19 protein-coding genes are annotated in these 21,066 nt (G+C 56.7%); 11 read left to right on the top strand and 8 right to left on the bottom strand.

From position 1 onward, the window contains the following. Nucleotide 1: 1 nt before the first annotated feature. Both FGF66_RS02440 and FGF66_RS02445 read right to left on the bottom strand, forming a co-directional pair. Nucleotides 2-427, bottom strand: a complete 426-nt coding sequence (locus FGF66_RS02440; RefSeq protein WP_139456117.1) for a secondary thiamine-phosphate synthase enzyme YjbQ — start codon at nucleotides 425-427, stop codon at nucleotides 2-4. Nucleotides 428-475: 48 nt separating this feature from the next. Further along, nucleotides 476-1,924 (bottom strand): alpha-amylase family glycosyl hydrolase, encoded by a 1,449-nt coding sequence (locus FGF66_RS02445; protein ID WP_170181175.1) that lies wholly within the window; start codon nucleotides 1,922-1,924, stop codon nucleotides 476-478. A 241-nt stretch (nucleotides 1,925-2,165) separates the two neighbouring features. Between FGF66_RS02445 and FGF66_RS02455 the strand changes: the two genes are divergently transcribed. Together FGF66_RS02455 and FGF66_RS02460 are read left to right on the top strand one after the other, a co-directional pair. After that, nucleotides 2,166-2,507 (top strand): 4a-hydroxytetrahydrobiopterin dehydratase, encoded by a 342-nt coding sequence (locus tag FGF66_RS02455; protein WP_139456118.1) that lies wholly within the window; start codon nucleotides 2,166-2,168, stop codon nucleotides 2,505-2,507. A gap of 184 nt (nucleotides 2,508-2,691) precedes the next feature. Continuing rightward, nucleotides 2,692-4,935, top strand: a complete 2,244-nt coding sequence (locus tag FGF66_RS02460) for an ATP-dependent helicase (RefSeq protein ID WP_139456119.1) — start codon at nucleotides 2,692-2,694, stop codon at nucleotides 4,933-4,935. Nucleotides 4,936-5,065: 130 nt separating this feature from the next. Here FGF66_RS02460 and FGF66_RS02465 read toward each other — a convergent pair whose 3' ends face one another. After that, on the bottom strand, nucleotides 5,066-5,806 hold the full coding sequence (locus FGF66_RS02465; protein ID WP_139456120.1) for a PmeII family type II restriction endonuclease: 741 nt from the start codon (nucleotides 5,804-5,806) through the stop codon (nucleotides 5,066-5,068). Next, a complete protein-coding gene (locus FGF66_RS02470; protein WP_139456121.1) occupies nucleotides 5,766-6,647 on the bottom strand; it encodes a DNA-methyltransferase in 882 nt (293 codons plus the stop codon). Before FGF66_RS02470 ends, FGF66_RS02465 begins: the two co-directional genes overlap by 41 nt. A gap of 233 nt (nucleotides 6,648-6,880) precedes the next feature. On the opposite strand from FGF66_RS02470, the gene FGF66_RS02475 reads away from it, so the two are divergent. The 8 genes from FGF66_RS02475 (at nucleotide 6,881) to FGF66_RS02510 (ending at nucleotide 15,928) form a co-directional block, all read left to right on the top strand. Further along, a complete protein-coding gene (locus FGF66_RS02475) occupies nucleotides 6,881-7,930 on the top strand; it encodes a glycosyltransferase family protein (RefSeq protein ID WP_170181176.1) in 1,050 nt (349 codons plus the stop codon). Next, nucleotides 7,927-8,523 (top strand): nitroreductase family protein, encoded by a 597-nt coding sequence (locus FGF66_RS02480; RefSeq protein ID WP_170181177.1) that lies wholly within the window; start codon nucleotides 7,927-7,929, stop codon nucleotides 8,521-8,523. The genes FGF66_RS02475 and FGF66_RS02480 overlap by 4 nt, the downstream gene beginning before the upstream one ends. 21 nt (nucleotides 8,524-8,544) lie before the next feature. Next, the gene (gene aat, locus FGF66_RS02485) at nucleotides 8,545-9,129 is read left to right on the top strand and encodes a leucyl/phenylalanyl-tRNA--protein transferase (RefSeq protein WP_139456123.1); all 585 of its coding nucleotides are present in this window, start codon (nucleotides 8,545-8,547) and stop codon (nucleotides 9,127-9,129) included. A gap of 212 nt (nucleotides 9,130-9,341) precedes the next feature. After that, a complete protein-coding gene (locus FGF66_RS13130; RefSeq protein ID WP_246046520.1) occupies nucleotides 9,342-9,752 on the top strand; it encodes a hypothetical protein in 411 nt (136 codons plus the stop codon). 118 nt (nucleotides 9,753-9,870) lie between these two features. Continuing rightward, complete coding sequence (locus FGF66_RS02495) at nucleotides 9,871-10,557, top strand: hypothetical protein (protein ID WP_170181178.1); 687 nt, start codon at nucleotides 9,871-9,873, stop codon at nucleotides 10,555-10,557. 413 nt (nucleotides 10,558-10,970) lie between these two features. Next, the gene (locus FGF66_RS02500) at nucleotides 10,971-12,272 is read left to right on the top strand and encodes an ArsA family ATPase (protein ID WP_139456125.1); all 1,302 of its coding nucleotides are present in this window, start codon (nucleotides 10,971-10,973) and stop codon (nucleotides 12,270-12,272) included. A gap of 230 nt (nucleotides 12,273-12,502) precedes the next feature. Then, complete coding sequence (locus FGF66_RS02505; RefSeq protein ID WP_139456126.1) at nucleotides 12,503-13,375, top strand: enoyl-ACP reductase; 873 nt, start codon at nucleotides 12,503-12,505, stop codon at nucleotides 13,373-13,375. Nucleotides 13,376-13,702: 327 nt separating this feature from the next. Beyond that, a complete protein-coding gene (locus tag FGF66_RS02510) occupies nucleotides 13,703-15,928 on the top strand; it encodes an NADP-dependent isocitrate dehydrogenase (protein ID WP_139456127.1) in 2,226 nt (741 codons plus the stop codon). A gap of 56 nt (nucleotides 15,929-15,984) precedes the next feature. On the opposite strand, the gene FGF66_RS02515 is transcribed toward FGF66_RS02510, so the two are convergent. Together FGF66_RS02515 and FGF66_RS02520 are read right to left on the bottom strand one after the other, a co-directional pair. Next, nucleotides 15,985-16,638 (bottom strand): murein L,D-transpeptidase catalytic domain family protein, encoded by a 654-nt coding sequence (locus tag FGF66_RS02515; RefSeq protein ID WP_407923804.1) that lies wholly within the window; start codon nucleotides 16,636-16,638, stop codon nucleotides 15,985-15,987. 88 nt (nucleotides 16,639-16,726) lie between these two features. After that, the gene (locus FGF66_RS02520) at nucleotides 16,727-17,635 is read right to left on the bottom strand and encodes a pirin family protein (protein ID WP_139456128.1); all 909 of its coding nucleotides are present in this window, start codon (nucleotides 17,633-17,635) and stop codon (nucleotides 16,727-16,729) included. A gap of 217 nt (nucleotides 17,636-17,852) precedes the next feature. On the opposite strand from FGF66_RS02520, the gene FGF66_RS02525 reads away from it, so the two are divergent. Then, nucleotides 17,853-18,674 (top strand): TIGR00282 family metallophosphoesterase, encoded by an 822-nt coding sequence (locus FGF66_RS02525; protein WP_139456129.1) that lies wholly within the window; start codon nucleotides 17,853-17,855, stop codon nucleotides 18,672-18,674. 146 nt (nucleotides 18,675-18,820) lie between these two features. Here FGF66_RS02525 and FGF66_RS02530 read toward each other — a convergent pair whose 3' ends face one another. Then, nucleotides 18,821-19,504, bottom strand: coding sequence for a PEP-CTERM sorting domain-containing protein (locus FGF66_RS02530; RefSeq protein ID WP_139456130.1), 684 nt, complete (start codon nucleotides 19,502-19,504; stop codon nucleotides 18,821-18,823). Nucleotides 19,505-20,008: 504 nt separating this feature from the next. Then, a complete protein-coding gene (gene fbp / locus FGF66_RS02535) occupies nucleotides 20,009-21,010 on the bottom strand; it encodes a class 1 fructose-bisphosphatase (RefSeq protein ID WP_139456131.1) in 1,002 nt (333 codons plus the stop codon). Nucleotides 21,011-21,066 lie beyond the last annotated feature (56 nt).

Genomic DNA, 21,066 nt, shown 5'->3' on the forward strand with positions numbered 1-21,066 from the left:
ATTATTCACCCTGGATGTGCACCAGCACCTCGCGCTTCGGGCGGGGGCCGTCGAGTTCAATGAAGAAGATCGACTGCCACTCGCCGAGCATGAGCTGGCCCTCGGAGAACGGAATCGTTTCCGAGCTGTTCATGAAAAGTCCCAGCAGGTGCGAGTGGGCGTTGTCGCGGCCATCAATCGTTTCGATGTTGTGCAGCCAGTCGCCGTCCTTGGGGATGAAGCGCTTGAGCCAGGTGGCCATGTCCTGCATGAGCCGCTCCTCGCGCTCGTTGATGTTGAGGCAGGCGGTGGTGTGGCGGCTGAGCAGCGTGAGGGTGCCCTGTTGCAGGCCCGACTCTTCGAGCGCCGAACGCACCTCGGCGGTGATGTCGATGATGTCGATTGGCCGGGTGGTCTGACAGGCGATGGTGGTGATATGGTAGTTCATGGATGCGCGTTCGAAAATGGGATGGTGGAAAACGCCGGTTGGGCCGCGTTAGCTGGTTTTGGCTATGAGCAGCACCCCCTCGTGAGGCGCGAGGCGAATGCTGAGGGACGAAGCGGCGAGTTGGCGTTCATGGGGACGCTCCGGGAAACGGGTCGAAAAAGCGGTGAGTTCGGAATCTTCCAGCCCGGCGAGCGCCGGATGGTTGACGCGCGTGTCGATGCCGGTGGCCGAGAAGTTGGCCAGAATGAAGGCATGGACGCCCGGAATCGTGCGGCAGTAGCCGAAACAGAGCGACTGGCCGTTGGTGTTCAGTTCGAGCCACTCGGTATGGCCCTCCTGAAACACTGTTTCGCGGTGGAATTCGAAGAGCTGGAGGTACAGGTGCAGAAGCGCTTTGTGTGACGGCTCTTTCGAGTGGCGGATGAGCTGCACGGGGATTTTTTTCTTCAGGCCAAACAGTTGACCCTGGTGCAGCAGGTTCATGCCGGGCGAGGTGAGCATCACCAGCGCCGCGACGGCGTGGTTCGGGCCGAAGCGCTCCGAGGCGCGAACTTCGTCGTGGTTTTCGATGAACCGGCACAGCTTTTCCTGGTAGTTCCAGTCGGCGAGCAGGTGGCCCTTGAGCTTCGCCACATTGACCGGCGACGCGCCGAGATAGTCGTAAAATGGCTTGTCGTAGGTGAAATCGAACCCCATCTGCTGCAACTCCCACTCGCGGTTCCAGTACGATTCGGCCAGAAAGAGGAACTCCGGATGCTTCTTCCGGATCGCCTGGATCGCTTTCGGCCAGAACTCCTCGGTCATTTTTCCGGCCAGATTTTCCCAGGTGGTGTTGAATACATCCTTCAAAATCAGCATGGCTACATCACATCTTACGCCATCGCACAGGTCGCTGATGTGCGAAAGATTGTGAATCATCATCTCGTGCGTGGCCGGATTGGCGTAGTTGATCTGTAACGTGTCGCTCCACGGCGGGAAGTACGGGTCTTTGCCGTGCGCCAGGTATTTGCCTCTGGTGTACTCGAAGCAGGATGACGGGTCATGGCACTGCTCGTGCTTCGAAACGGTGACGAAAAATTCGGGATGCTCCGGCAGCCAGCGGTTGTCGAGCGCCATGTGGTTCGGCACGAAATCGAGCATCAGCTTGACGCCCATGCCGGCAAGGCGCTGGCGGAACGCCACGAGCGCCTCGTGGCCGCCGATGGTTTCGCTGACCTCGTAGGCGGGGATGGAGTAGGGCGAGCTGACGATGTCCTCGGGTTGCAGATCCTTGAGGTGATCGAGCAGTTCCGGGCGTCCCTGGTGCGACGCCGCAATGGCCGCGCTGAAGCGGCTCGGCCTCCACACGCCCATGAGCCAGACATGGGTGAACTTGCCGTCGAGCAGTATCTGCAACTCCTCATCGGGCACCGCTTCAAGGGTGACAGGATGGCCAAGCCTCGCCGAAATATCTTTCAGCCAGACTCGCGTATTGATTTCGTAAACAAGAGGAAACATGCCTGTACCAGTTGAGCGGAGGCGGCCAGTGTCGTGGCCGGAAATTTTGGATGCCTAATATAGCAAGGAAAACCAAAAAGATAGGGGGCGATGGGATGTTTTACGGTTTCCTGAAATAGGCAGCGTGCAACTCTGGGGCGGATGGCGCCGTTGAGATAGCCAAAAGGCAGCGCAGTATTCCGGCAACATGTTCAGCAGGCGGCGGGCCTGATCCGCGGAAACCAAGACAGGAGAACACATCATGACACAGCTCGAAAACAAGCATTGCGTGCCCTGCGAAGGGGCGGAAGCTCCAATGGCCCAGGATGAGCTTGAGCGGCAACTTTCCTACCTTCCGGAGTGGAAAGTGATTGATGATTCCGGAACCCCGAAGTTGGTCAGGGTTTTCAGTTTCAAGGATTTCAAGGATGCGCTCGACTTCACCGTCAGGGTAGGCCAGCTTGCCGAATCCGAGGGGCACCATCCGGCGCTCCTGACCGAATGGGGCAAAGTGACCGTTTCGTGGTGGACGCACACCATCGGCGGCATCCACCTGAACGACGTTATCATGGCGTCGAAGACCGAAAAGCTGGTTTTAGGATGAGGGGGGAGGCTGGTTACTGTGTTGGCTCCGGCAGCCCTTTTCAACGATGTCAATACGCTCACGACTCTTTTTCAGGCTACCCTTGTAATTGCAACCCGGATGTGCGAAATTCTCCTGAGCTTTGTGATGGCTTGCCGTGTCCCGGTCGGGAGCGCGAGCCGCTAACCTGTAATTTTCAGAAGCTTTGACAGATTTTCTCCGGGAACTCAACGACGTCCAGCGTGAGGCCGTCCTCGCTACCGAAGGCCCCGTGATGGTGCTTGCGGGCGCGGGTTCGGGCAAGACGCGAGTCATCACCTTCCGCATCGCGCACCTCATCCGCAACCAACGGGTTTCGCCGCAAAACATCCTCGCACTGACGTTTACCAACAAGGCGGCGGGCGAGATGCGCCACCGCATCGACGGCATCCTCGAACAGGGCAGCTCATCCAGCCTCTGGATCGGCACCTTCCACTCCGTCTTCGCACGGCTGCTTCGCAGCTACATCCACCTGATCGGCTACGACCGCAACTTCTCGATCTTCGACGCCGACGACAGCAAGAGCCTCGTCAAGCAGTGCATGAAGGAGCTGAACCTGTCGCCCGAAACGCTGCCGGTGAACCTGGTGCACTCGACCATCAGCAAGTCGAAAAACAACTTCGTGCTGCCGCCGGAGTTTCATCGCAAAGCCATCGACGACCAGTACCAGAAAATTGCGCTGGTCTATGAGCGCTACGTGCAGCGGCTGCGCGAGAACAACGCGCTCGACTTCGACGACCTGCTCATCAAGCCCATCGAGCTGTTCACCGAGCATCCGCAAGTGCTTGAGCAGTTGCAGGAGTACTTCCGCTACCTGCTCATCGACGAGTACCAGGACACCAACCGGGTGCAGTACCTCGTGGCGAAGATGATCGCCGCCAAACACCGCAATATTTTCGTCGTGGGCGACGACGCGCAGTCGATCTACTCGTGGCGCGGGGCGGACATCTCCAACATGCTCAACTTCAACGACGATTACGGCGACGCGCAGCTCTTCAAGCTGGTCGATAACTACCGCAGCACCAAGACGATTTTGCAGGCGGCCAACAACGTCATCAGCCGCAACCAGCGCCAGATCAAAAAGGAGCTGGTGGCCAACGCGGGCACGGGCGAGCCGATCACGCTCATCGAGGCGTACAACGAGCGGCGCGAGGCCGAAAAGGTGGGCGACTGCATCCGCTCGATCCGCCTCGCCAACGGGGCCGAGTACCGCGCCTTCGCGATCTTCTACCGCACCAACGCCCAGTCGCGCGTGATCGAGGACGTGATGCGCCAGAACCGCATTCCCTACAAGATTTTCGGCAGCGTGTCGTTCTACAAGCGCAAGGAGATCAAGGACGCCGTGGCCTACATGCGGCTCGTCCTGAACGACCGCGACAGCGAGTCGCTCCTGCGGGTGATCAACTTTCCGCCGCGCAAGATCGGCGACGTGAGCATCAACAAGTTGAAGGAGTTCGCCGAGGAGCAGAACATTTCGCTCTACGACGCGGTGCGCCGCGCGGGCGAGGGTGGATTCCAGGCGCGGCTTGTTGGCGCGCTCACGCAGTTCGCGAGCCTCATCGAGGCGATGCGCAGGCAGGCCGAGGAGGGCACAGCCTACGACGTGCTCTCGATGCTCTACGATACGACCGGCCTGCTCTCGCTGCTGAAGGAGGAGAACACCCCGGAGTCGCTCGCCCGGCACGAGAACCTGCAAGAGCTGCTTTCCATGACGCGGGACTTCGCCGACCACAACCCCTCGTCGGCCACGCTCGGCGACTTCCTCTCGACCATCTCGCTCGCCTCGGACTACGACGAAACGCAGGAGTCGGACAATTACGTCTCGCTCATGACCGTGCACGCGGCGAAGGGACTCGAATTCCCGGTGGTGTTCGTTACCGGTATGGAGGAGAAGCTCTTTCCGCTCAACAGCTACGAGCCAAGCGAGGTGGAGGAGGAGCGGCGGCTCTTTTACGTGGCGATCACCCGCGCCCGCGAAAAGCTCTTCCTGTCGTGGGCGCAGAGCCGCTACATGTACGGCCAGCCGCAGATGTGTCTGCGCTCGACCTTCATCAACGAAATTGACCCCGACATCATCGTCACGGAAGGGGGCCGCAAGCTCTCCGAGAGTCCGAAAAAGGTTGCCGCAACAGCCATGGCCGGACGTCCGGTCTTCGGCTCCTCGCTCAGGCCGCAGCCCGGAAGCCCGTCAGCCAAAGTGCCGACCGTCAAGCCCGCCGGATCGGCAGCCCCCACCGGCGCGGCCAAAAGCGCGTATCGCGTCGGCACGAAAGTACAACACGCCATTTTTGGCCCCGGCACGGTGCTCGAAGTGCAGGGCAGCGGCGCGAAGCAGAAGGTGAAAATCAACTTCCGCACCGCCGGAGAAAAAACGCTGATGGTGCAGTACGCCAATTTGAAAGTGGTGTGAATGAAGCTGTCTGACTGGATGCTTCGCTTCGCTCAGCATGACAGAAGCGCGGCATCCGGAATTCCTCCCGGCTTCTCCTCCGTCCACCGCGTCCACGTCGTCCACACTGCACCGAACCTGCGCCAAAAAGCTACCCGCGCCCAGCCGAGGAGTTGAAGCGCACGAGCTTCGCCCAGTCGATCGCGCCGTTTTCGTTGCAGTACTCTTTGCCGAACTCTAGCGTGAAGCGGTTGAGCATCTGCGCGTAGGATTGCTGGAACTCCTCGTTTTTTCCCTGCGCCTTGTGGCCAAGCGGTTCGATAATGTTGGTGTAAAGCTCCGCTTCTCCCGAAATGAACGCCCAGAAATCCTGCCCGCAATATTTGAAATAGTCGCCCTTGTCGGGATTTCTGTCTCGCCCGTAACAGCATCCATTGACCGCTATCACCTGTATTCCGGAATTGCTGGTGCGAAGCGTTTTGTGTGCGGTCCTGAAATCCCCGATCATCTTTTTGATTTGACTGCTGTTTCCCCAGTTCGGGCCGGATTTGATGTTGACGATGTAACGGCAGCCATCACGGTCGAATTCGAGATCGATGCCCGGAATGCCCGATTTCCTGCCGTTGAAAACTATCGCATTGATAAAAATGGCGAGTCCTTCGAGCCAGTCTCCAAAAACGGTCTCCTCGTTCGAGGAAATATGCGCATCGACCAGTCCGCGCACGATCTGCTCGGCGGTCTGCATGTGCTTGGCCTTGAACAGGTAAGGGTTCTTCCGTTTCAGTACTGTCGAAAGGCGCAGGCTGTCGAGGCTGGCGATTCTTTTCTGGTGAAAGAGGCCGATGTTTTCTTCAACGTAGTTCGATACGTCGCCGAGGTTCAGTTGGGGCATAACTGTCCTTTTTATCAAGCAGATAGAGTTCCACCGGCTTGAGTTCGTTTTCAACCATCTCGTGATACTCCGGCATGATTTCGATGCCGATGGAGTTGCGTTTCATCCGCTGGGCGACGAAATTGGTGGTGCCGGAACCCATGAAGGGGTCGAGCACGGTGTCGCCCTCTTTCGTGAAGAGTTTGATGAACCACTCCGGCAATCCTTCGGGGAAGGCCGCGCTGTGGTTTTTGTTGTTGCACTCGGTGGCCAGGTGCAGCACGTTGGTCGGGTAGGCCATGTCGCGCTGGAGCCAGTTGGAGATGTTCTTGCCGAAGCCGCTGCCAACTTTCGATTCGTCGCGGGTCTTGTCCGTTTCGCTGAGATTTTTCAGGCGCGTTTTCGACCAGTCGCCCATCGGCACCATGACCGCTTCCTGATACATGGAGAATTGCCGGTTCTTGTTGAACTGGATGAGGCGCTCCCACGAATCCCTGAAGCGGTTCGGCCATTTGCCGGGGTAGCAATTTTTCTTGTGCCAGATAAACTCCTCGGTCCAGAGCCACCCCTGCTGCCGCCGCATTTCGATGATCAGCTCCATCACGTAGGTGCTGCGCTCGCCGTTGACCACTTTTTCCTTGATGTTGAGGATGAAAGTGCCGGTTGGTTTGAGCACCCGCTTCAGCTCCGCCGATATTGGCAGGAACCACTCGACATAGCGATCGGGATGGATGCCGCCGTAGGTCTTTTTCCGCTGGTCGGCGTAGGGCGGCGAGGTGAAGACGAGATCCACCGAATCGTCTGGCAGCGTTTTCAGAATCTCCTTGCAGTCGCCGAGAAGAATGTCGGTCTTGATTTCCATCGAAAAACAGGCATGAAAAGATTGCTTGAGCGCATCGCGGGCTTTCGGGCCGGGCTTTCGTAAACTAACACTTTTCACCGCTTCTCTCGCGCCGTCGCTTGATCTTTGATGCAACTGCGTTACGGCATGGCCGAGCTGTTCTATATTTCCGTAATAATTGTAATTTTAAGCTATTGACATCCGTCTTGGCCGCAACGGGACGTCCGGCGGCAGGCATTAAACAAACGCAGTGCATGAAGATCCTTTTCGGCGTTCAGGGAACAGGGAACGGCCATATCAGCAGAAGCAGGGAGCTGGTCAGAAAGCTCAAGGAGGATGGTCACGAGGTTCAGGTTATCATCAGCGGCAGAAAGGAGGAGGAGCTTCGCGAGATCGAAGTGTTCGCTCCTTACAAGGTGTTCAAGGGCTTTACCCTGGTGACGCATCGTGGCAAGATGAACTACATTGAGACCATGTTTCAGCTCGATTTCGTCAGCCTCTGGGCCGATGCCTTGACCATCGATACCGCTGGCGTCGATCTGGTGATCACCGATTTCGAACCGGTCACCTCGATGGCGGCGCGGCTCAAGGGCATCGTGAGCATCGGGTTCGGCCACCAGTACGCCTTTCCGTTTCATATCCCCATCGCGCGGGGCAGCTTGTTCGAGCGTTACACCCTGCTCAACTTCGCTCCGGCGCGTTACCATGCCGGTCTGCATTGGGATCACTTCAACCAGCCGATCTTTCCGCCGGTCATTCCCGAAACGCTCTATTGCGCCGCCCGCCCAGAGGAGGATTCGCGGAAAATTCTGGTTTACCTGCCCTTCGAGGAGGTTGAGGATATCGAAGCTTTTCTGAAGCCTTTCGAGGCCAATCGCTTTTTCATTTACGGCAAGGTGACGGAGGATCGCGACGATGGCCATCTCTCCTTTCGGGGCTACTCGCGGGAGGGATTCCTGCGCGACCTGATGGAGTGCTCCGGCGTGGTCTGCAACGCGGGCTTCGAGCTGCCGGGCGAGGCGTTGCATCTCGGTAAGAAGATGCTGCTTCGTCCGCTCGACGGGCAGATCGAGCAGGAGTCCAACGCGCTGGCGATGGTGCAGCTCGGTTACGGCATGTCGATGCACACGCTCGATGGCGATGTGCTCAGGGAGTGGCTCGCCATGGAGTCGGGCAAGCCGCTCAACTATTCGAGAACGGTCGATTACATCGCCGAGTGGATCGCCTCGGGCCGGTGGAGCGACCTGCGGGTCTTTACCGACGCGGCCTGGAAGGATCACTGTCGCGAGGAGTCGAAAGCATGAAGTTCAGGGAGCTGGTGACCCGGAGCCGCGCCATCCGGCGTTTCGATGAAGGCGCTGACGTGAGCGACGGAACGCTCCGCGAGCTGGTCGAGCTCGTCTGCTACACGCCGTCGGCGGCCAACCGGCAGCCGTTGCGCTTCCTGCCCGTCACGGGCGCCGACTTTCTCGACAAGGTGTTTCCCTGCCTGAAGTGGGCCGGATATCTGGCGGATTGGCCCGGCCCCGAGGCGGGGGAGCGTCCCGCCGCCGCGCTCGTCGTTGTGTGTCGCAACGAGGACGCTGCGGGCGCGGCTTGCGACAGCGGCATCGCGGCGCAGACCATTCTGCTCGGCGCGGCTGAAAAGGAGCTGGGTGGCTGCATCGTCGCCGCCATCGACCGCGAACGGCTCGCGGGCGAGCTTGGCATTCCCGATGGCTGGACGGTGCTGCTGGTGATCGCGCTCGGCAAGCCCGCCGAGACGGTCGTGATCGACCAGATCGGGCCGGGCGGCGACATCCGCTACTGGCGCGACAAGCACGGCATCCACCACGTGCCGAAACGGCGGGTCGACGAATTGCTCGTAAAGCCGGAACATCTGCGAGCGCATGAGTAACGCATTACAAAGCAGTACAGTATGATACGGGTCGAGGATGTGCTTCGCGCCTACCGGCACGGCTTTTTTCCGATGGCCGACTCGCGCGAGGGAACGGTGAGCTGGTGTCAGCCCTACCAGCGGGCCGTGGTGCCGCTCGACGCTTTTCGCCCGTCGCGAAGCCTCCGGCGCGTCATCGGCGAAAAGCGCTTCACCATCAAAATCGACTCGGCCTTCGAGCGGGTGATTCGCGCCTGCTCGCTGCCCCGCTCGACCGAAGAGGAGACCTGGCTTTCGGAGGAGATCATCGAAGTGTTTCTCAAACTGCGCCGCCTCGGCGTGGCGCACAGCATCGAGAGCTGGCAGGATGGCGAGCTTGCCGGAGGCCTGTACGGCATCTCCATGGGTGGGGCATTTTTCGGCGAGTCGATGTTTTTCATCCGCCCCAACGCCTCGAAGGTCGCCTTCGCCTGGCTGGTGGCCCATCTCAGGCGGAAGGGCTACCTCCTGCTCGACGCCCAGATCATGAACCCCCACCTCGAAAGCCTCGGCGCCATCGAAATTCCCCACGACGACTACATGGCGCAACTCGAACACGCGCTCGGGGAAAAAATTTTCTTTCTCTGAAAAGCAAAGGGGAAAAGAGCTACCTTTTTCTTTTAAAAGTAAGCAGAAGGTTATTCATACCGGATTTTCTCCTGGACAGCTTCCTGCGACTCAGGCTCCATTGAACGTTCGATCAGCCGCTGTTTTCGAAGTGCATCGAGAAAAATCAGCGCTTCGCAAGAGATGCGTGAAGGGCGTAATGGTTCATTAACCAATAACAAACGCAGACTGCAATGAAACAGAGATTTTTTCCAGCTCTCGTTATCGTGCTTGGCCTCAGTGGCTTTTTATGGAGCACATCGTTTGCGGCTGACTCATCAGCCCCGGTTTCCCGAAAAGCTGCTCCTGCACCTGAGAAGAAGGTTGTCAAGGAGGTTCCAAAAGCAGGAGGCTGGTCGAAGTTTGACATGCTTTCAGCCACGGATCGGGCAGTATTCAAAGAGACCATGGCTGGCCTCGCGGGTGTGGGTTATGAGCCTCTTGTTGTCAGAAAGCAGGTGGTTGCAGGCATGAACTACGAATTTTTCTGCAATGCCAGGGTTGTGTATCCCGGCACGGACTGGTATCCGGCAACGGTGCTGATTCACAAGCCGTTGCAAGGCAACGCGGTCATCAAGAAAATCAGCAAGATAGCGGCGCATTGAGTTGGTGATTCGAGATGGAGAATTCAGTTTTATCTGAAATTAAAATCTAAAAGCAGCAACTGATTTACTCTTTTATCGCTGTTTGTGCAACAATAACTTTAACGTGATAATAGAAGTTATGTATATGTATAATAATATTTTACGTGGTTGGTTTGTGCATCTGGCGCTGATAGTGCTGGTGCTCCAACTTGTTGCGTGCAGTGGCAAAGACAGTCTTTCCGATGGTGCTGCGGCCGAGGTGATCGAGCAACAAATTCTGACTGAGCTTTTTAACACAGGTGTACCCCTAGGTAGCGTTACCTTCATGGATGGATTTGAAGCTGCATTAGGGGGAAAAGAAAATCAAAAAAACAAAAAATTCCACCCCCGGCGTCTTGAGCTGGCCAAAAAACTTTCTCAGGCGGGCTTGATAAGCCTCACGGACAAATCATCGGTATTTGATGTAATGACGCTTAGGTACACGATTTCGCTTACCCCCGCAGGTGAACAGAAAGTAAAGCGAAAAGAACAGGATATGGCCTTTTTTGACCTCGTAACGGTCAAGGTTGAGCGGGTTGTCAGCAATACCCTGTTGGGAGAGCCGAAAGCAGACAATCCAGAGCCTCGTCGATTAGTGATGGCTGCATTTTCGATGACCCCGACTGATTTCGGTATTGAGCTGTTAGGAAAGCCCGATGAAAGTCAAACGAAGGGCAGGGTGCGAGCAAAACTGAAATTCGATAGTTTTGACAAGAAATGGAAGGTTGAAAGTTTCGATCTTGGCGATGATCAAGGAAACTGGTTGTCAAATAATGTCGAGATGTAAATGGCCACTGTCAGATGTTTGTGGCATATCCTGATAGAAGAGGGGGCGTGTGTACTGTTTGCTCATTTGGAAAATATGTGTATTTGTCACTTAAAAAGTTAAACTGATTATCATCCGTAAACGACTGCTAATTAATGGGTTATCTGATCCAGGCATAGTTCATGAAAAATTATCATTAACAGGCTTTAGTCTCTTGATAGGGGGGCATTTTCCCTTGTTGGTCCAAGCGTTTTCGGTATGATCTTCGAGAAAGTCTCCTTTTTATGCAACTGGCCTGTACACACTGTGGCCTGCTTGTTTATCTCGTTTTTTCGTAATGAATTATCGGTATTTTGAGAATGTTGCTTTAAATGTGCTAACTTCACAGTTCGTTTTATCGGGATCATTTTTCATCTCGTATCAAAGGAGAGTCCATGCTTTCGAGGGATTTAACCGACAATCAGGCGCAACCAAGGGTCATCATCTATTCCGGCAAGGGAGGAACAGGCAAGACCACCATCTCTTCCTCAACCGCCGTTGCCCTTGCCCGGCAGGGCAAGCGGGTGCTCATCATGTCCTCCGATCCGGCGCACTCGCTTTCGGATGTTTTCGATGTGCAGATCGGACGCAACGAGCCGTTGAAGATCGAGAAAAATCTCTACGGCCTCGAAGTCGATACCATCTACGAACTGAAGAAGAACATGTCGGGCTTCCAGAAGTTCGTCTCTTCGTCGTACAAAAATCAGGGCATCGATAGTGGCATGGCTTCGGAGCTGACCACGCAGCCCGGCCTCGACGAAATTTTCGCCCTCTCGCGCCTGCTCGACGAGGCGCAGTCCGGCAAGTGGGACACCGTGGTGCTCGACACCTCGCCGACCGGCAACACGCTCCGCCTGCTCGCCTATCCGGAGATCATCATCGGCGGCAACATGGGCAAGCAGTTCTTCAAGCTCTACAAAAGCATGTCGTCGCTGGCCCGTCCGCTCAGCGGCAACAACATTCCCGACGACGACTTTTTCAACGAGGTCAACGTGCTGCTCAAGCAGATGGAGGACATCAACGAGTTCATCCTCAGCCCGGAAGTCACCTTCCGCTTGGTGCTGAACCCGGAGAAGCTCTCGATTCTCGAAACGAAGCGCGCCTACACCTTCGTGCACCTCTACGGCATCAACATCGACGGCATCGTCATCAACAAGATTCTGCCGACCTCGCGCACGGTGGGCGAGTACTTCGAGTTCTGGGCCGACCTGCACAGCAAGTACCTGATGGAGATCGACAACTCCTTCTACCCGACGCCGGTTTTCCGCTGCCACCTGCAACGCACCGAGCCGATCGGCGCCGACGCGCTCTACGACATCAGCCAGATGGTGTTTGGCGACCAGGCTCCCGACCAGACCTTCTATTCCGGCAAGAACTTCTGGATCGAAAGCCAGAAAAACCAGGTCACTTCCGGCCATCGCGAGGTGCTCTGCATCAAGATTCCGTTCCTCAAGGACGCCGAGGATGTTTCGGTTGAGCGCATGGGCACCGACATCATCGTCACGGTCGATCGCGCCCAGCGGATCATCACCCTGCCGAGGGCGCTCTACAGCCTCGATATGGACAAATTCATCAGGGAAGACAACCTGCTCAAGGTGATCTTCAAGGAGGTTCAGGTCGAAAAAGAGGCGATGGAGCTGAACGTCAACAAGAACGTGCTCGACAAGCTCCGCTCCATGCGCCGCCTGAAAATCTGACGGCAACGCCGCCGAAAGCCGCGCCTCTCCTCATTTCCGGGGGCGCGGCCCTGAACGGAGTCCGGTCGATTTCCATACCGCTGTTTCTGTAGTATCGCATTTGCGTCAGGATGCAAATTTTACCGGTAACTGTTTAACAATTCACCGGAAACTTGTATCTTGACAGCTTTGAACGATCATCAAAGGGGTAACCGCTACCCTAATTTTTCTGAAAAGAATCAGATTGTACCATGCCCGAGAAAGCGCACTATGGTCTTTTGAAAGGGAAAAAAGGAATTGTATTCGGCCCGCTCGATGAAAGCAGCATCGGCTGGCAGATAGCGCTGCATGCCTACCGGGAGGGTGCGGAAATCGCCCTTTCCAATGTCGCGACGGCTATTCGCTTTGGCAATCTCCAGGAGCTGTCAGAACTCTGCGGCAACGCTCCGATTCTCGTCTGCGACGCCTCCAGAAACGAGGATGTCGATAACACCTTCAGGGAACTCAAGGAGAAGATGGGTTCCGTCGATTTCATCGTGCACTCCATCGGCATGTCCCAGAACATCCGCAAACAGGTGCCATACGAGGAGTTGAACTACGAGTGGTTCATGCGGACGCTCGATGTCTCCGGTATTTCGTTCCACAGGCTCGTCGCCTACGCGCTGAAGAACGAGGCGATCAATGACGGCGGTAGCATCATTGCGCTTTCATATATCGCGTCGCAGCGCAATTACTGGACATACTCCGACATGGGCGACGCCAAGTCGCTGCTCGAATCGATCGCTCGCAGCTTCGGCCCGAGACTCGCCAAACGCAGCATCCGCATCAACACGATTTCACAAAGCCCGACCTACACAAAGGCCGGCAGCGGCATCCCCGGTTTCGAGAAGATGTACGACTACGGCGAACTGATGTCGCCGCTCGGCAATGCGAGCGCTGAGGAGTGCGCCGAATATACCATGACGATCCTGAGCGACTTGACGCGCAAGGTGACCATGCAGAATCTTTTCCATGACGGCGGTTACAGCTCCATGGGGGCGACCATTCCTATGATCAAGCTCGCTTACGAAGTGCTTCATGACAAAGAGCTTGCCGACAGGGTTGGGCTCGAAGACCGTCAGTAATCCAGGTACGCTTTGATGGAGAGCCGGCCTCCGCCGGCCTCCCGTTTTCCTTCATCACTTCCATACCCATTTGTCAATAGGGCCTTGCTGACCAGGGCCAGAAGGCAGGTTTCACCTTTTTTTCAGGGCGGACTGCCATGCGTGGAGGTGAGCGTTTTTCAGGCACGATACGTGCATTTACAGAGCAACAGTCAATCCCGGGCCAACTTCGGGAGCATTCACGACAGTTATAGTACTGACAGGGGGTAGTGCGACTCCTGATCGGGGTGTAAGGTTTTCTTTTTCCCAGAAGTCATTCATAACCATAATACCTTTAATAGCAACGATATGGCAAGCAAATCGACCATCATCTACACCAAGATCGACGAGGCTCCGGCCCTGGCGACCTACTCGCTGCTTCCGATTCTCCAGGCCTTCACCCGCGGCACCGGCGTCGAGGTCGAGACGCGGGACATCTCCCTGGCTGGCAGGATCATCGCCAACTTCCCGGAGAACCTGACCGAAAGCCAGAGGATTCCCGACTACCTCAGCCAGCTCGGCGAACTTGCGCTCACGCCGGAAGCCAACATCATCAAGCTGCCGAATATCAGCGCTTCGATTCCCCAGTTGAAAGCCGCCATCAAGGAGCTTCAGGAGCACGGCTTCAATGTGCCGGACTATCCGGAAGCTCCGTCGAATGACGAAGAAAAAACGATTCAGACCCGCTACGCCAAGGTGCTCGGCAGCGCCGTCAACCCGGTGCTTCGCGAGGGCAACTCCGACCGCCGCGCCCCGCTCTCGGTCAAGGCATACGCCCAGAAGCATCCGCACCGCATGGCTCAGTGGAACGTCGATTCGAAGGCTCACGTCTCGCACATGAACGATGGTGACTTCTACGGCAGCGAGCAGTCCGTCACCGTGCCCGCCGCGACCACCGTCCGCATCGAGTATGTCAGCGGCGCCAACGAGGTGAGTGTGCTGAAAGAGAAAACCCCGCTGCTCGCCGGTGAAGTGATCGACACGTCGGTCATGAACGTTCGCATGCTCCGCGATTTCTATGCCGCCGAGATCGAGGAGGCCAAATCGCAGGGTGTGCTGCTGTCGCTGCACCTGAAGGCCACCATGATGAAGATCTCCGACCCGGTAATGTTCGGTCACGCCGTCTCGGTGTTCTACAAGGATGCGCTCGAAAAACATGCCGCCCTGCTTGCCGAGCTTGGCGTCAATCTGAACAACGGCCTCGGCGATCTCTATGCCAAAATCCAGACCCTGCCAGAAGAGAAGCGCACCGAAATCGAGGCCGACATCATGGCCGTTTATAAAACCCGTCCCGAGCTGGCGATGGTCGATTCCGACAAGGGCATCACCAACCTGCACGTACCGAACGACATCATCATCGACGCCTCCATGCCGGTCGTCATCCGCGACGGCGGCAAGATGTGGGGTCCCGACGGCCAGCTTCACGACTGCAAGGCCGTGATTCCGGATCGCTGCTACGCCACCATGTACGGCGAAATCGTGGACGACTGCCGCAAGAACGGCGCGTTCAATCCTTCGACCATCGGCAGCGTGCCGAACGTCGGCCTGATGGCGCAGAAGGCCGAAGAGTACGGCTCGCACGACAAGACCTTCATGGCCCCCGGCGACGGCGTGATCCGCGTGGTCGATGCAAGCGGCGAGGTGCTCATGTCGCAGAAGGTCGAGACCGGCGACATCTTCCGCATGTGCCAGGCCAAGGACGCTCCGATCCGCGACTGGGTGAAGCTTGCCGTTCGCCGCGCCAGAGCCACCGGCGCTCCGGCCATCTTCTGGCTCGACAGCGACCGCGCCCACGACAGCCAGATCATCGCCAAAGTCAACGAGTACCTCAAAGAGCACGACACCGATGGCCTCGAAATCAAAGTCATGGCTCCGGTCGAAGCGATGCGCTTCACCCTTGGCCGCTTCCGCGCCGGAGAGGATACCATTTCGGTGACCGGCAACGTGCTTCGCGACTACCTGACCGACCTGTTCCCGATCATCGAACTCGGCACCAGCGCCAAGATGCTCTCCATCGTGCCGCTGCTCAACGGCGGCGGCCTGTTCGAGACCGGCGCGGGCGGCTCGGCTCCCAAGCACGTGCAGCAGTTCCAGAAAGAGGGCTACCTCCGCTGGGATTCGCTCGGCGAGTTCTCGGCCCTGGCCGCTTCGCTGGAGCACCTCGCGCAGACTTTCGGCAATCCGAAAGCGCAGGTGCTGGCCGACACGCTCGACCAGGCCATCGGCAAGTTCCTCGACAACCAGAAGTCGCCCGCCCGCAAGGTCGGCCAGATCGACAACCGCGGCAGCCACTTCTACCTCGCCCTCTACTGGGCCGAAGCGCTGACCGCGCAGGACGCCGACGCCGAGATGAAAGCCCGTTTCGCCGGTGTCGCCAGTGCGCTCGCCGAGAAAGAGGAGCTGATCAACGCCGAGCTGATCGCCGCGCAGGGCAGCCCGATCGACATGGGCGGCTACTACCAGCCCGACGACGAAAAGACCACTCGCGCCATGCGCCCGAGCGGTACGCTCAACGCGATCATCAACGCCATGTGATTTGTCGCGAGACAGCACAGAGCAACACAGAAGCCCGGTTCATCGCCGGGCTTTTTTTATTTCCGGAAGTTATCGTCCGGTGTTGCCCACGCATAGATGAACCCGCCGCCGGCCAGCTTTTTGACCACCTCGACGATGTCGCCACCAGAGATGACAAAGCAGCCGTTGCTTCTGCCGATCATCGGGCCATAACCAGTCACGACGTTCAGCAGGATGAAGGGAATCGAGACATACCCGGCCTTGTGCAGCACGATGTCGCGCTTCGCGGCGTTGCCGTTGCGGAGCGAGTCGAGGCCGTCGAGACGGAGCGCGAGGCCGTGGTCGCCAGAGTATCGCGCTCCGACGCGGAACAGCCCGAGGCTGCTCATGTTCGACTCCGGGGTGTTCGAGAATCGCCGGGCGAAAAGCTCGCCGCTGTTTTTGCCGTGGGCGACCCGATAGAATGATTGGCGACCGGTTTTCAGGTCGATGATCGCCATGCGCTTCATGAACGAAGGCCTTGAGTAGTCGATGACCGCAAGCGCCCGAGGTGGTGCGCTTGCGTGGTTCCGGCGAAGGTACTCCCGCATGGCGGCAAACGCCTCTTTTGTCGCCTCCGCTGAAACATACCCGGAATCGAGCAAGAGAGCGATCATTCCGAGGTTCAGCAGAAGAAACAGAAGCAGAGGCAGTACGCCTGCCATGCGGGCCGCTCTCTTATCAGGATTCACGAACGTGGTTCTGGAGTTGATGGATCTCCCGGTGTGGAGTACTGTTCAAAATAGCCCGCCTCGTCGATTTGGTCAAGCGCAGCTCTGCTCATCGTTCTTTGATGAAGGCGCCGTTCCGGAACTCCTCAAAGGCGATGCGCAACTCTTCGCGGGTGTTCATGACGATCGGGCCATACCATGCGACCGGTTCGTTGAGCGGTTTGCCCGAGATGAACAGAAACCGGATCGGATCGTTTTCCGTGCTTACCGTCACGCTGTCTCCATCGCTGAACAGAATGAGGGTTTCATTATCTTGATATGGTTCAGGCTCCATGTCGAAATAGTTGACCCCCTCCGTATCATGGGAGAACGGTTCGTCAGCATGACAGAAGATTCCTCTGCCCTCGATGACGTAGGCCAGCGCCGTATGCCCTCGTTTGACCGGGTGGGTGAAGGAGGTCGATGGCGGAACGGTGATGTCGAGATATTCCGGGTCGATGGCGATGTCGTCAACCGGGCCGACCGTCTCTCCGATTCTGCCGCTGAAGACCGAGATGGTGACGCCGCTGTCAAGCTTCAGCTTCGGCACCTGCGAATCGGTGATGTCGCGGTACCGTGGCTTGGTCATCTTCTGTGATGCGGGCAGGTTCGCCCAGAGCTGGAATCCGCCCATCCTGCCGTGCCGGTCGCCCTCCGGCATCTCCTGATGGATGATGCCGCTGCCGGCGCTCATCCACTGCAATCCGCCCGGCCGGATCACGCCCCGGTTGCCCAGGCTGTCGCCATGCTCCACCTGGCCTTCGAGCATGTAGGTGATGGTTTCGATGCCGCGATGCGGGTGCCAGGGGAACCCCTTGCGATAGTCCTCAGGGTCTTCTGAACGGAAATCGTCAAGCAGCAGGAACGGGTCGAACAGCGGAACCTGGCTGAAGCCGAAGGCTCGTTTGAGCCGCACCCCGGCGCCTTCTATTACCGGTTTGCTTCTGAACACCTTGCTGATGGTTCTCTGGATAGCCATGGCATTCGCTCCTGTTCTGGATTTGCGAGGGCGCGATATCAGATAAGGAACGATCAGCCGGGGCCATTAAGTTCATGTCCGGCGACCTTTTGGGCATATTCGGGGAAGCGATGAATTTTCTGCCGATGATCGAAATAGGGCTGTTCAATATGGCGGTTAATGTGTAATTTCACGCCAACAAATGAATGAAAACAACAGATTTACCAAGGGAACCCGTATGTCAGCAAAAACCGCCAATATCCTCTTCATCGGCGACGTCGTCGGAAACTCCGGTCTGCAAATCGTCAGCCGGATGCTCAAAGGATTCATCTCGAAATACGAGGTCGATTTCGTTATCTGCAATGGCGAGAACGCCCACAACGGCAAGGGGATGAGTCTCGAAGCGCTGAACCAGATGCTCGAAGCGGGCGTCGATGTGGTGACCGGCGGCAATCACACCTGGAACAACTTCAACTTCTTCGAGACGCTCAAAACGCACGAGCGCGTACTTCGGCCCCAGAACTACCCGAAGGGCACCTACGGCAAGGGCCACGGCGTGTACAAACTGCCGCGCGGCCTCGGCAACATCACCGTCTTGAACCTGCAAGGGCGCACCTTCATGTACCCGATCGACTGCCCGTTCCGCACGGCGGACTGGGTCATCAAGCAGACCAAAGAGCAGTCGTCGCTGGTCGTGGTCGATTTCCACGCCGAAGCGACTGCCGAAAAGCTCGCTCTCGCCTGGTACCTCGACGGCAAGGTATCGGCGATCATCGGAACGCACACGCACGTGCAGACCGCCGACGAGCGCATCTTCCCGAAAGGCACGGCCTACCTGACCGACGTCGGCATGACCGGCCCGCACTTGTCGGTGATCGGAATGCAGGTCAAATCAGCGGTTGACCGGATGCTCTACCAGACCCCGCACAAATACGAATGCGCCACCGACGACGTGCATCTCTCCGCCGTCCTGCTCACGCTCGATGTGGAGACCGGCAAGGCCGTGGGGATCGAGAGGATATTTTATCCGGAGTTTGAAACAACAGTCCCGCAGGGGTGAGAGGTTCGAATCGAGTAGTTCAGCTTTTGTAAAGGCTGCTGTTTTTCCCTGTGCCGGGTATTTAGTATCTGCGCATAAAAAAACAACCCCGTGTTTGCGGGGTTGTTTTTTTATGCGGCAGTCATAGTGCTCGCGATTCCATACCGTTAAGCCATCGCATCAGTTTCTTTGCGTGCGCGCTTGAGATAACCGAACATCAGCAATGAGCCGACACCAATAAGCATCAGGGATTGAGGTTCAGGAACCGCTTCGACAGAGCCGTTAAATGAATAATTGTTAATGCTGAGTGTGCCACCATTATTACGTGCATTGTAACCATAAAGACGAAACGTGATGGGATCCTCCAGGTTCTGAATATCTGATATACCTGAAGTATCAAAGGAATATGCTGTTGCAGCTTGGTTTATGATTATAACTGAGCCAATGGTTTGAAATGTATTCCCCCCGTCTAGGCTGTATTCGACAACGGCCGAACTCGGACCGTTGCTGCTTCTCTGAGTGTTGAAATCAATACTGGAGAAGCTGATCTCGTAACCAGTGTTTGCGTCAATGGTGAAGCTTAAATAATCGGTGGCGCCAATTGATGCTCCTGTACTCCAGCTATTGGCTGTGTATGCTCCCGGTACACTGGCAGTTCCGCTAAGGCCCGCACCAATAGATATTCCTGATGCAAAGATGTTCGGATCACTCACCATTCCTGTTGTGTAAGGGGTAGTCGTTGGTGTTGGTGTAGTCGTAATATCGTTCATGGCTAAGACTCCCGCCGCATTCGCCTTTGTCCCGGCTATAGTGGCCAACAAGCAACCAATGAGTAGTATTTTCGCTTTCATGAAAAATTTTCTCCTTTATGTTTAAAAGAAGGTTAGGGGATCAATTGTTTGCTGCTTGTATTGGGGATACTACTAAGTATCTAATATAATAAATTCATGTAACAAAGCACAAATGCTTTGTTACATGAATAAACTGGCTCTTTGTAGGATTTGATAGTAGGTTATATAGTGTCGGTTGATTTATATCTACTTATAAAGTACTTTTTTAGCTTGGTTATTAAAGGCGTTATTACAGTTATTATAATCTCATAATAGGACTTACACGATGGCTTTGCTGGTTTTGACATGATTGCCTTATCGTTTTGTTATGTGAGCTTTCATGATCGTAACCACTAAATTCTACGAAGAACCATAAAGGCAATTCCCATCAATTTGACTGTACAGTGATAGTACAGATAATCCTTGCTCGCATTGTCTGATGAAGAGTTATTGCTTGAAGCTCTGGAGGAACATCCCCCCCGAAGCAAAGCTTTGGGAGGGAGTTGACCGGTGATTTTTCGTGTATCACCGCTTTCCCTGCTCGAACTCTTCGGCTACCAGCACGTCCTCCGTGCTGCCGATGTAGAGGGGGGTGCGCTGGTGCAACTCTGTGGGTTCGATGTCGAGGATCCGGCGCTCGCCGTCCGTTGCCCGGCCTCCGGCTTGTTCGCAGATGAAGGCCATCGGGTTGGCTTCGTACATCAGGCGGAGCTTGCCCTGTTTGTGCTTCTTCGTTGCCGGATAGACGAACACGCCGCCGGTGAGGAGGTTGCGGTGGAAGTCCGCGACGAACGAGCCGATGTAGCGAGTGCTGTACGGACGGCCCGTCGCCTTGTCCTCCTCCTTCAAATAGTCGAGGAAGCGCTTGGTGCCGTCGTTGAACTCCTGCCAGGAGCCTTCGTTGGCCGAGTAATATTTGCCGCGTTCCGGCGTGGTGATGTTCTCGTGCGAGAGCAGGAACTCGCCGATGGTCGGGTCGTAGGTGAAGCCGTGCACACCGTGGCCGGTCGTATAGACCATCACCACCGACGAGCCGTAAATGACGTATCCGGCGGCCACCTGTTCCGCGCCGCTTTGCAGGCAGTCTTCGAGGCTCGCCTTGCCGGGGTCGTCGCTCTTGATGCGGTAGATCGAAAAGATGGTGCCGACGCTGACGTTGACGTCGATGTTCGAGGAGCCGTCGAGCGGGTCGAAAAGCAGCGCGTAGTTGCCGGTTTCGTTTTGCGGCGGGATGATGATGCTGTCGTTCTCCTCCGAACCCATGATGGCGAAGCGCCCGTGCTGGCCGATGGCGCAGATGATTTTCTCGTTGGCGAACAGGTCGAGCTTCTTGACCTCCTCGCCCTGTACGTTGGTCGAACCGGCAAGGCCGAGAATGTCGGCGAGGCCAGCCCGCACGACTTCGCGCCGCACCAGCTTGGCGGCAAAGGCGACATCGTGCAGAAGGTCGATCACTTCGGCGTTGACCTCCGGATAGAGTTTCTGCTGCTGCAGAAAGTGGCTTTCGATGGTGATGAGCTTGTTCATTGCAGGATCATTCAGAAGGTTGAATGGAGGCCGGTTCAGCCGGAGCTTTCGTGCCG

This window comes from Chlorobaculum thiosulfatiphilum (assembly GCF_006265165.1).
GTDB lineage: Bacteria > Bacteroidota > Chlorobiia > Chlorobiales > Chlorobiaceae > Chlorobaculum > Chlorobaculum thiosulfatiphilum.

Coding starts and splice junctions, on each gene's coding strand:
- FGF66_RS02505 (WP_139456126.1), top strand. CDS start 12,503: ATGCCCGAGAAAGCGCACTATGGTCTTTTGAAAGGGAAAAAAGGAATT.
- FGF66_RS13130 (WP_246046520.1), top strand. CDS start 9,342: ATGAAACAGAGATTTTTTCCAGCTCTCGTTATCGTGCTTGGCCTCAGT.
- FGF66_RS02520 (WP_139456128.1), bottom strand. CDS start 17,635: ATGGCTATCCAGAGAACCATCAGCAAGGTGTTCAGAAGCAAACCGGTA.
- fbp (WP_139456131.1), bottom strand. CDS start 21,010: ATGAACAAGCTCATCACCATCGAAAGCCACTTTCTGCAGCAGCAGAAA.
- FGF66_RS02530 (WP_139456130.1), bottom strand. CDS start 19,504: ATGAAAGCGAAAATACTACTCATTGGTTGCTTGTTGGCCACTATAGCC.
- FGF66_RS02510 (WP_139456127.1), top strand. CDS start 13,703: ATGGCAAGCAAATCGACCATCATCTACACCAAGATCGACGAGGCTCCG.
- FGF66_RS02525 (WP_139456129.1), top strand. CDS start 17,853: ATGTCAGCAAAAACCGCCAATATCCTCTTCATCGGCGACGTCGTCGGA.
- FGF66_RS02465 (WP_139456120.1), bottom strand. CDS start 5,806: ATGCCCCAACTGAACCTCGGCGACGTATCGAACTACGTTGAAGAAAAC.
- FGF66_RS02475 (WP_170181176.1), top strand. CDS start 6,881: ATGAAGATCCTTTTCGGCGTTCAGGGAACAGGGAACGGCCATATCAGC.
- FGF66_RS02495 (WP_170181178.1), top strand. CDS start 9,871: ATGTATATGTATAATAATATTTTACGTGGTTGGTTTGTGCATCTGGCG.
- FGF66_RS02500 (WP_139456125.1), top strand. CDS start 10,971: ATGCTTTCGAGGGATTTAACCGACAATCAGGCGCAACCAAGGGTCATC.
- FGF66_RS02445 (WP_170181175.1), bottom strand. CDS start 1,924: ATGTTTCCTCTTGTTTACGAAATCAATACGCGAGTCTGGCTGAAAGAT.
- FGF66_RS02455 (WP_139456118.1), top strand. CDS start 2,166: ATGACACAGCTCGAAAACAAGCATTGCGTGCCCTGCGAAGGGGCGGAA.
- FGF66_RS02440 (WP_139456117.1), bottom strand. CDS start 427: ATGAACTACCATATCACCACCATCGCCTGTCAGACCACCCGGCCAATC.
- aat (WP_139456123.1), top strand. CDS start 8,545: ATGATACGGGTCGAGGATGTGCTTCGCGCCTACCGGCACGGCTTTTTT.
- FGF66_RS02470 (WP_139456121.1), bottom strand. CDS start 6,647: ATGGAAATCAAGACCGACATTCTTCTCGGCGACTGCAAGGAGATTCTG.
- FGF66_RS02480 (WP_170181177.1), top strand. CDS start 7,927: ATGAAGTTCAGGGAGCTGGTGACCCGGAGCCGCGCCATCCGGCGTTTC.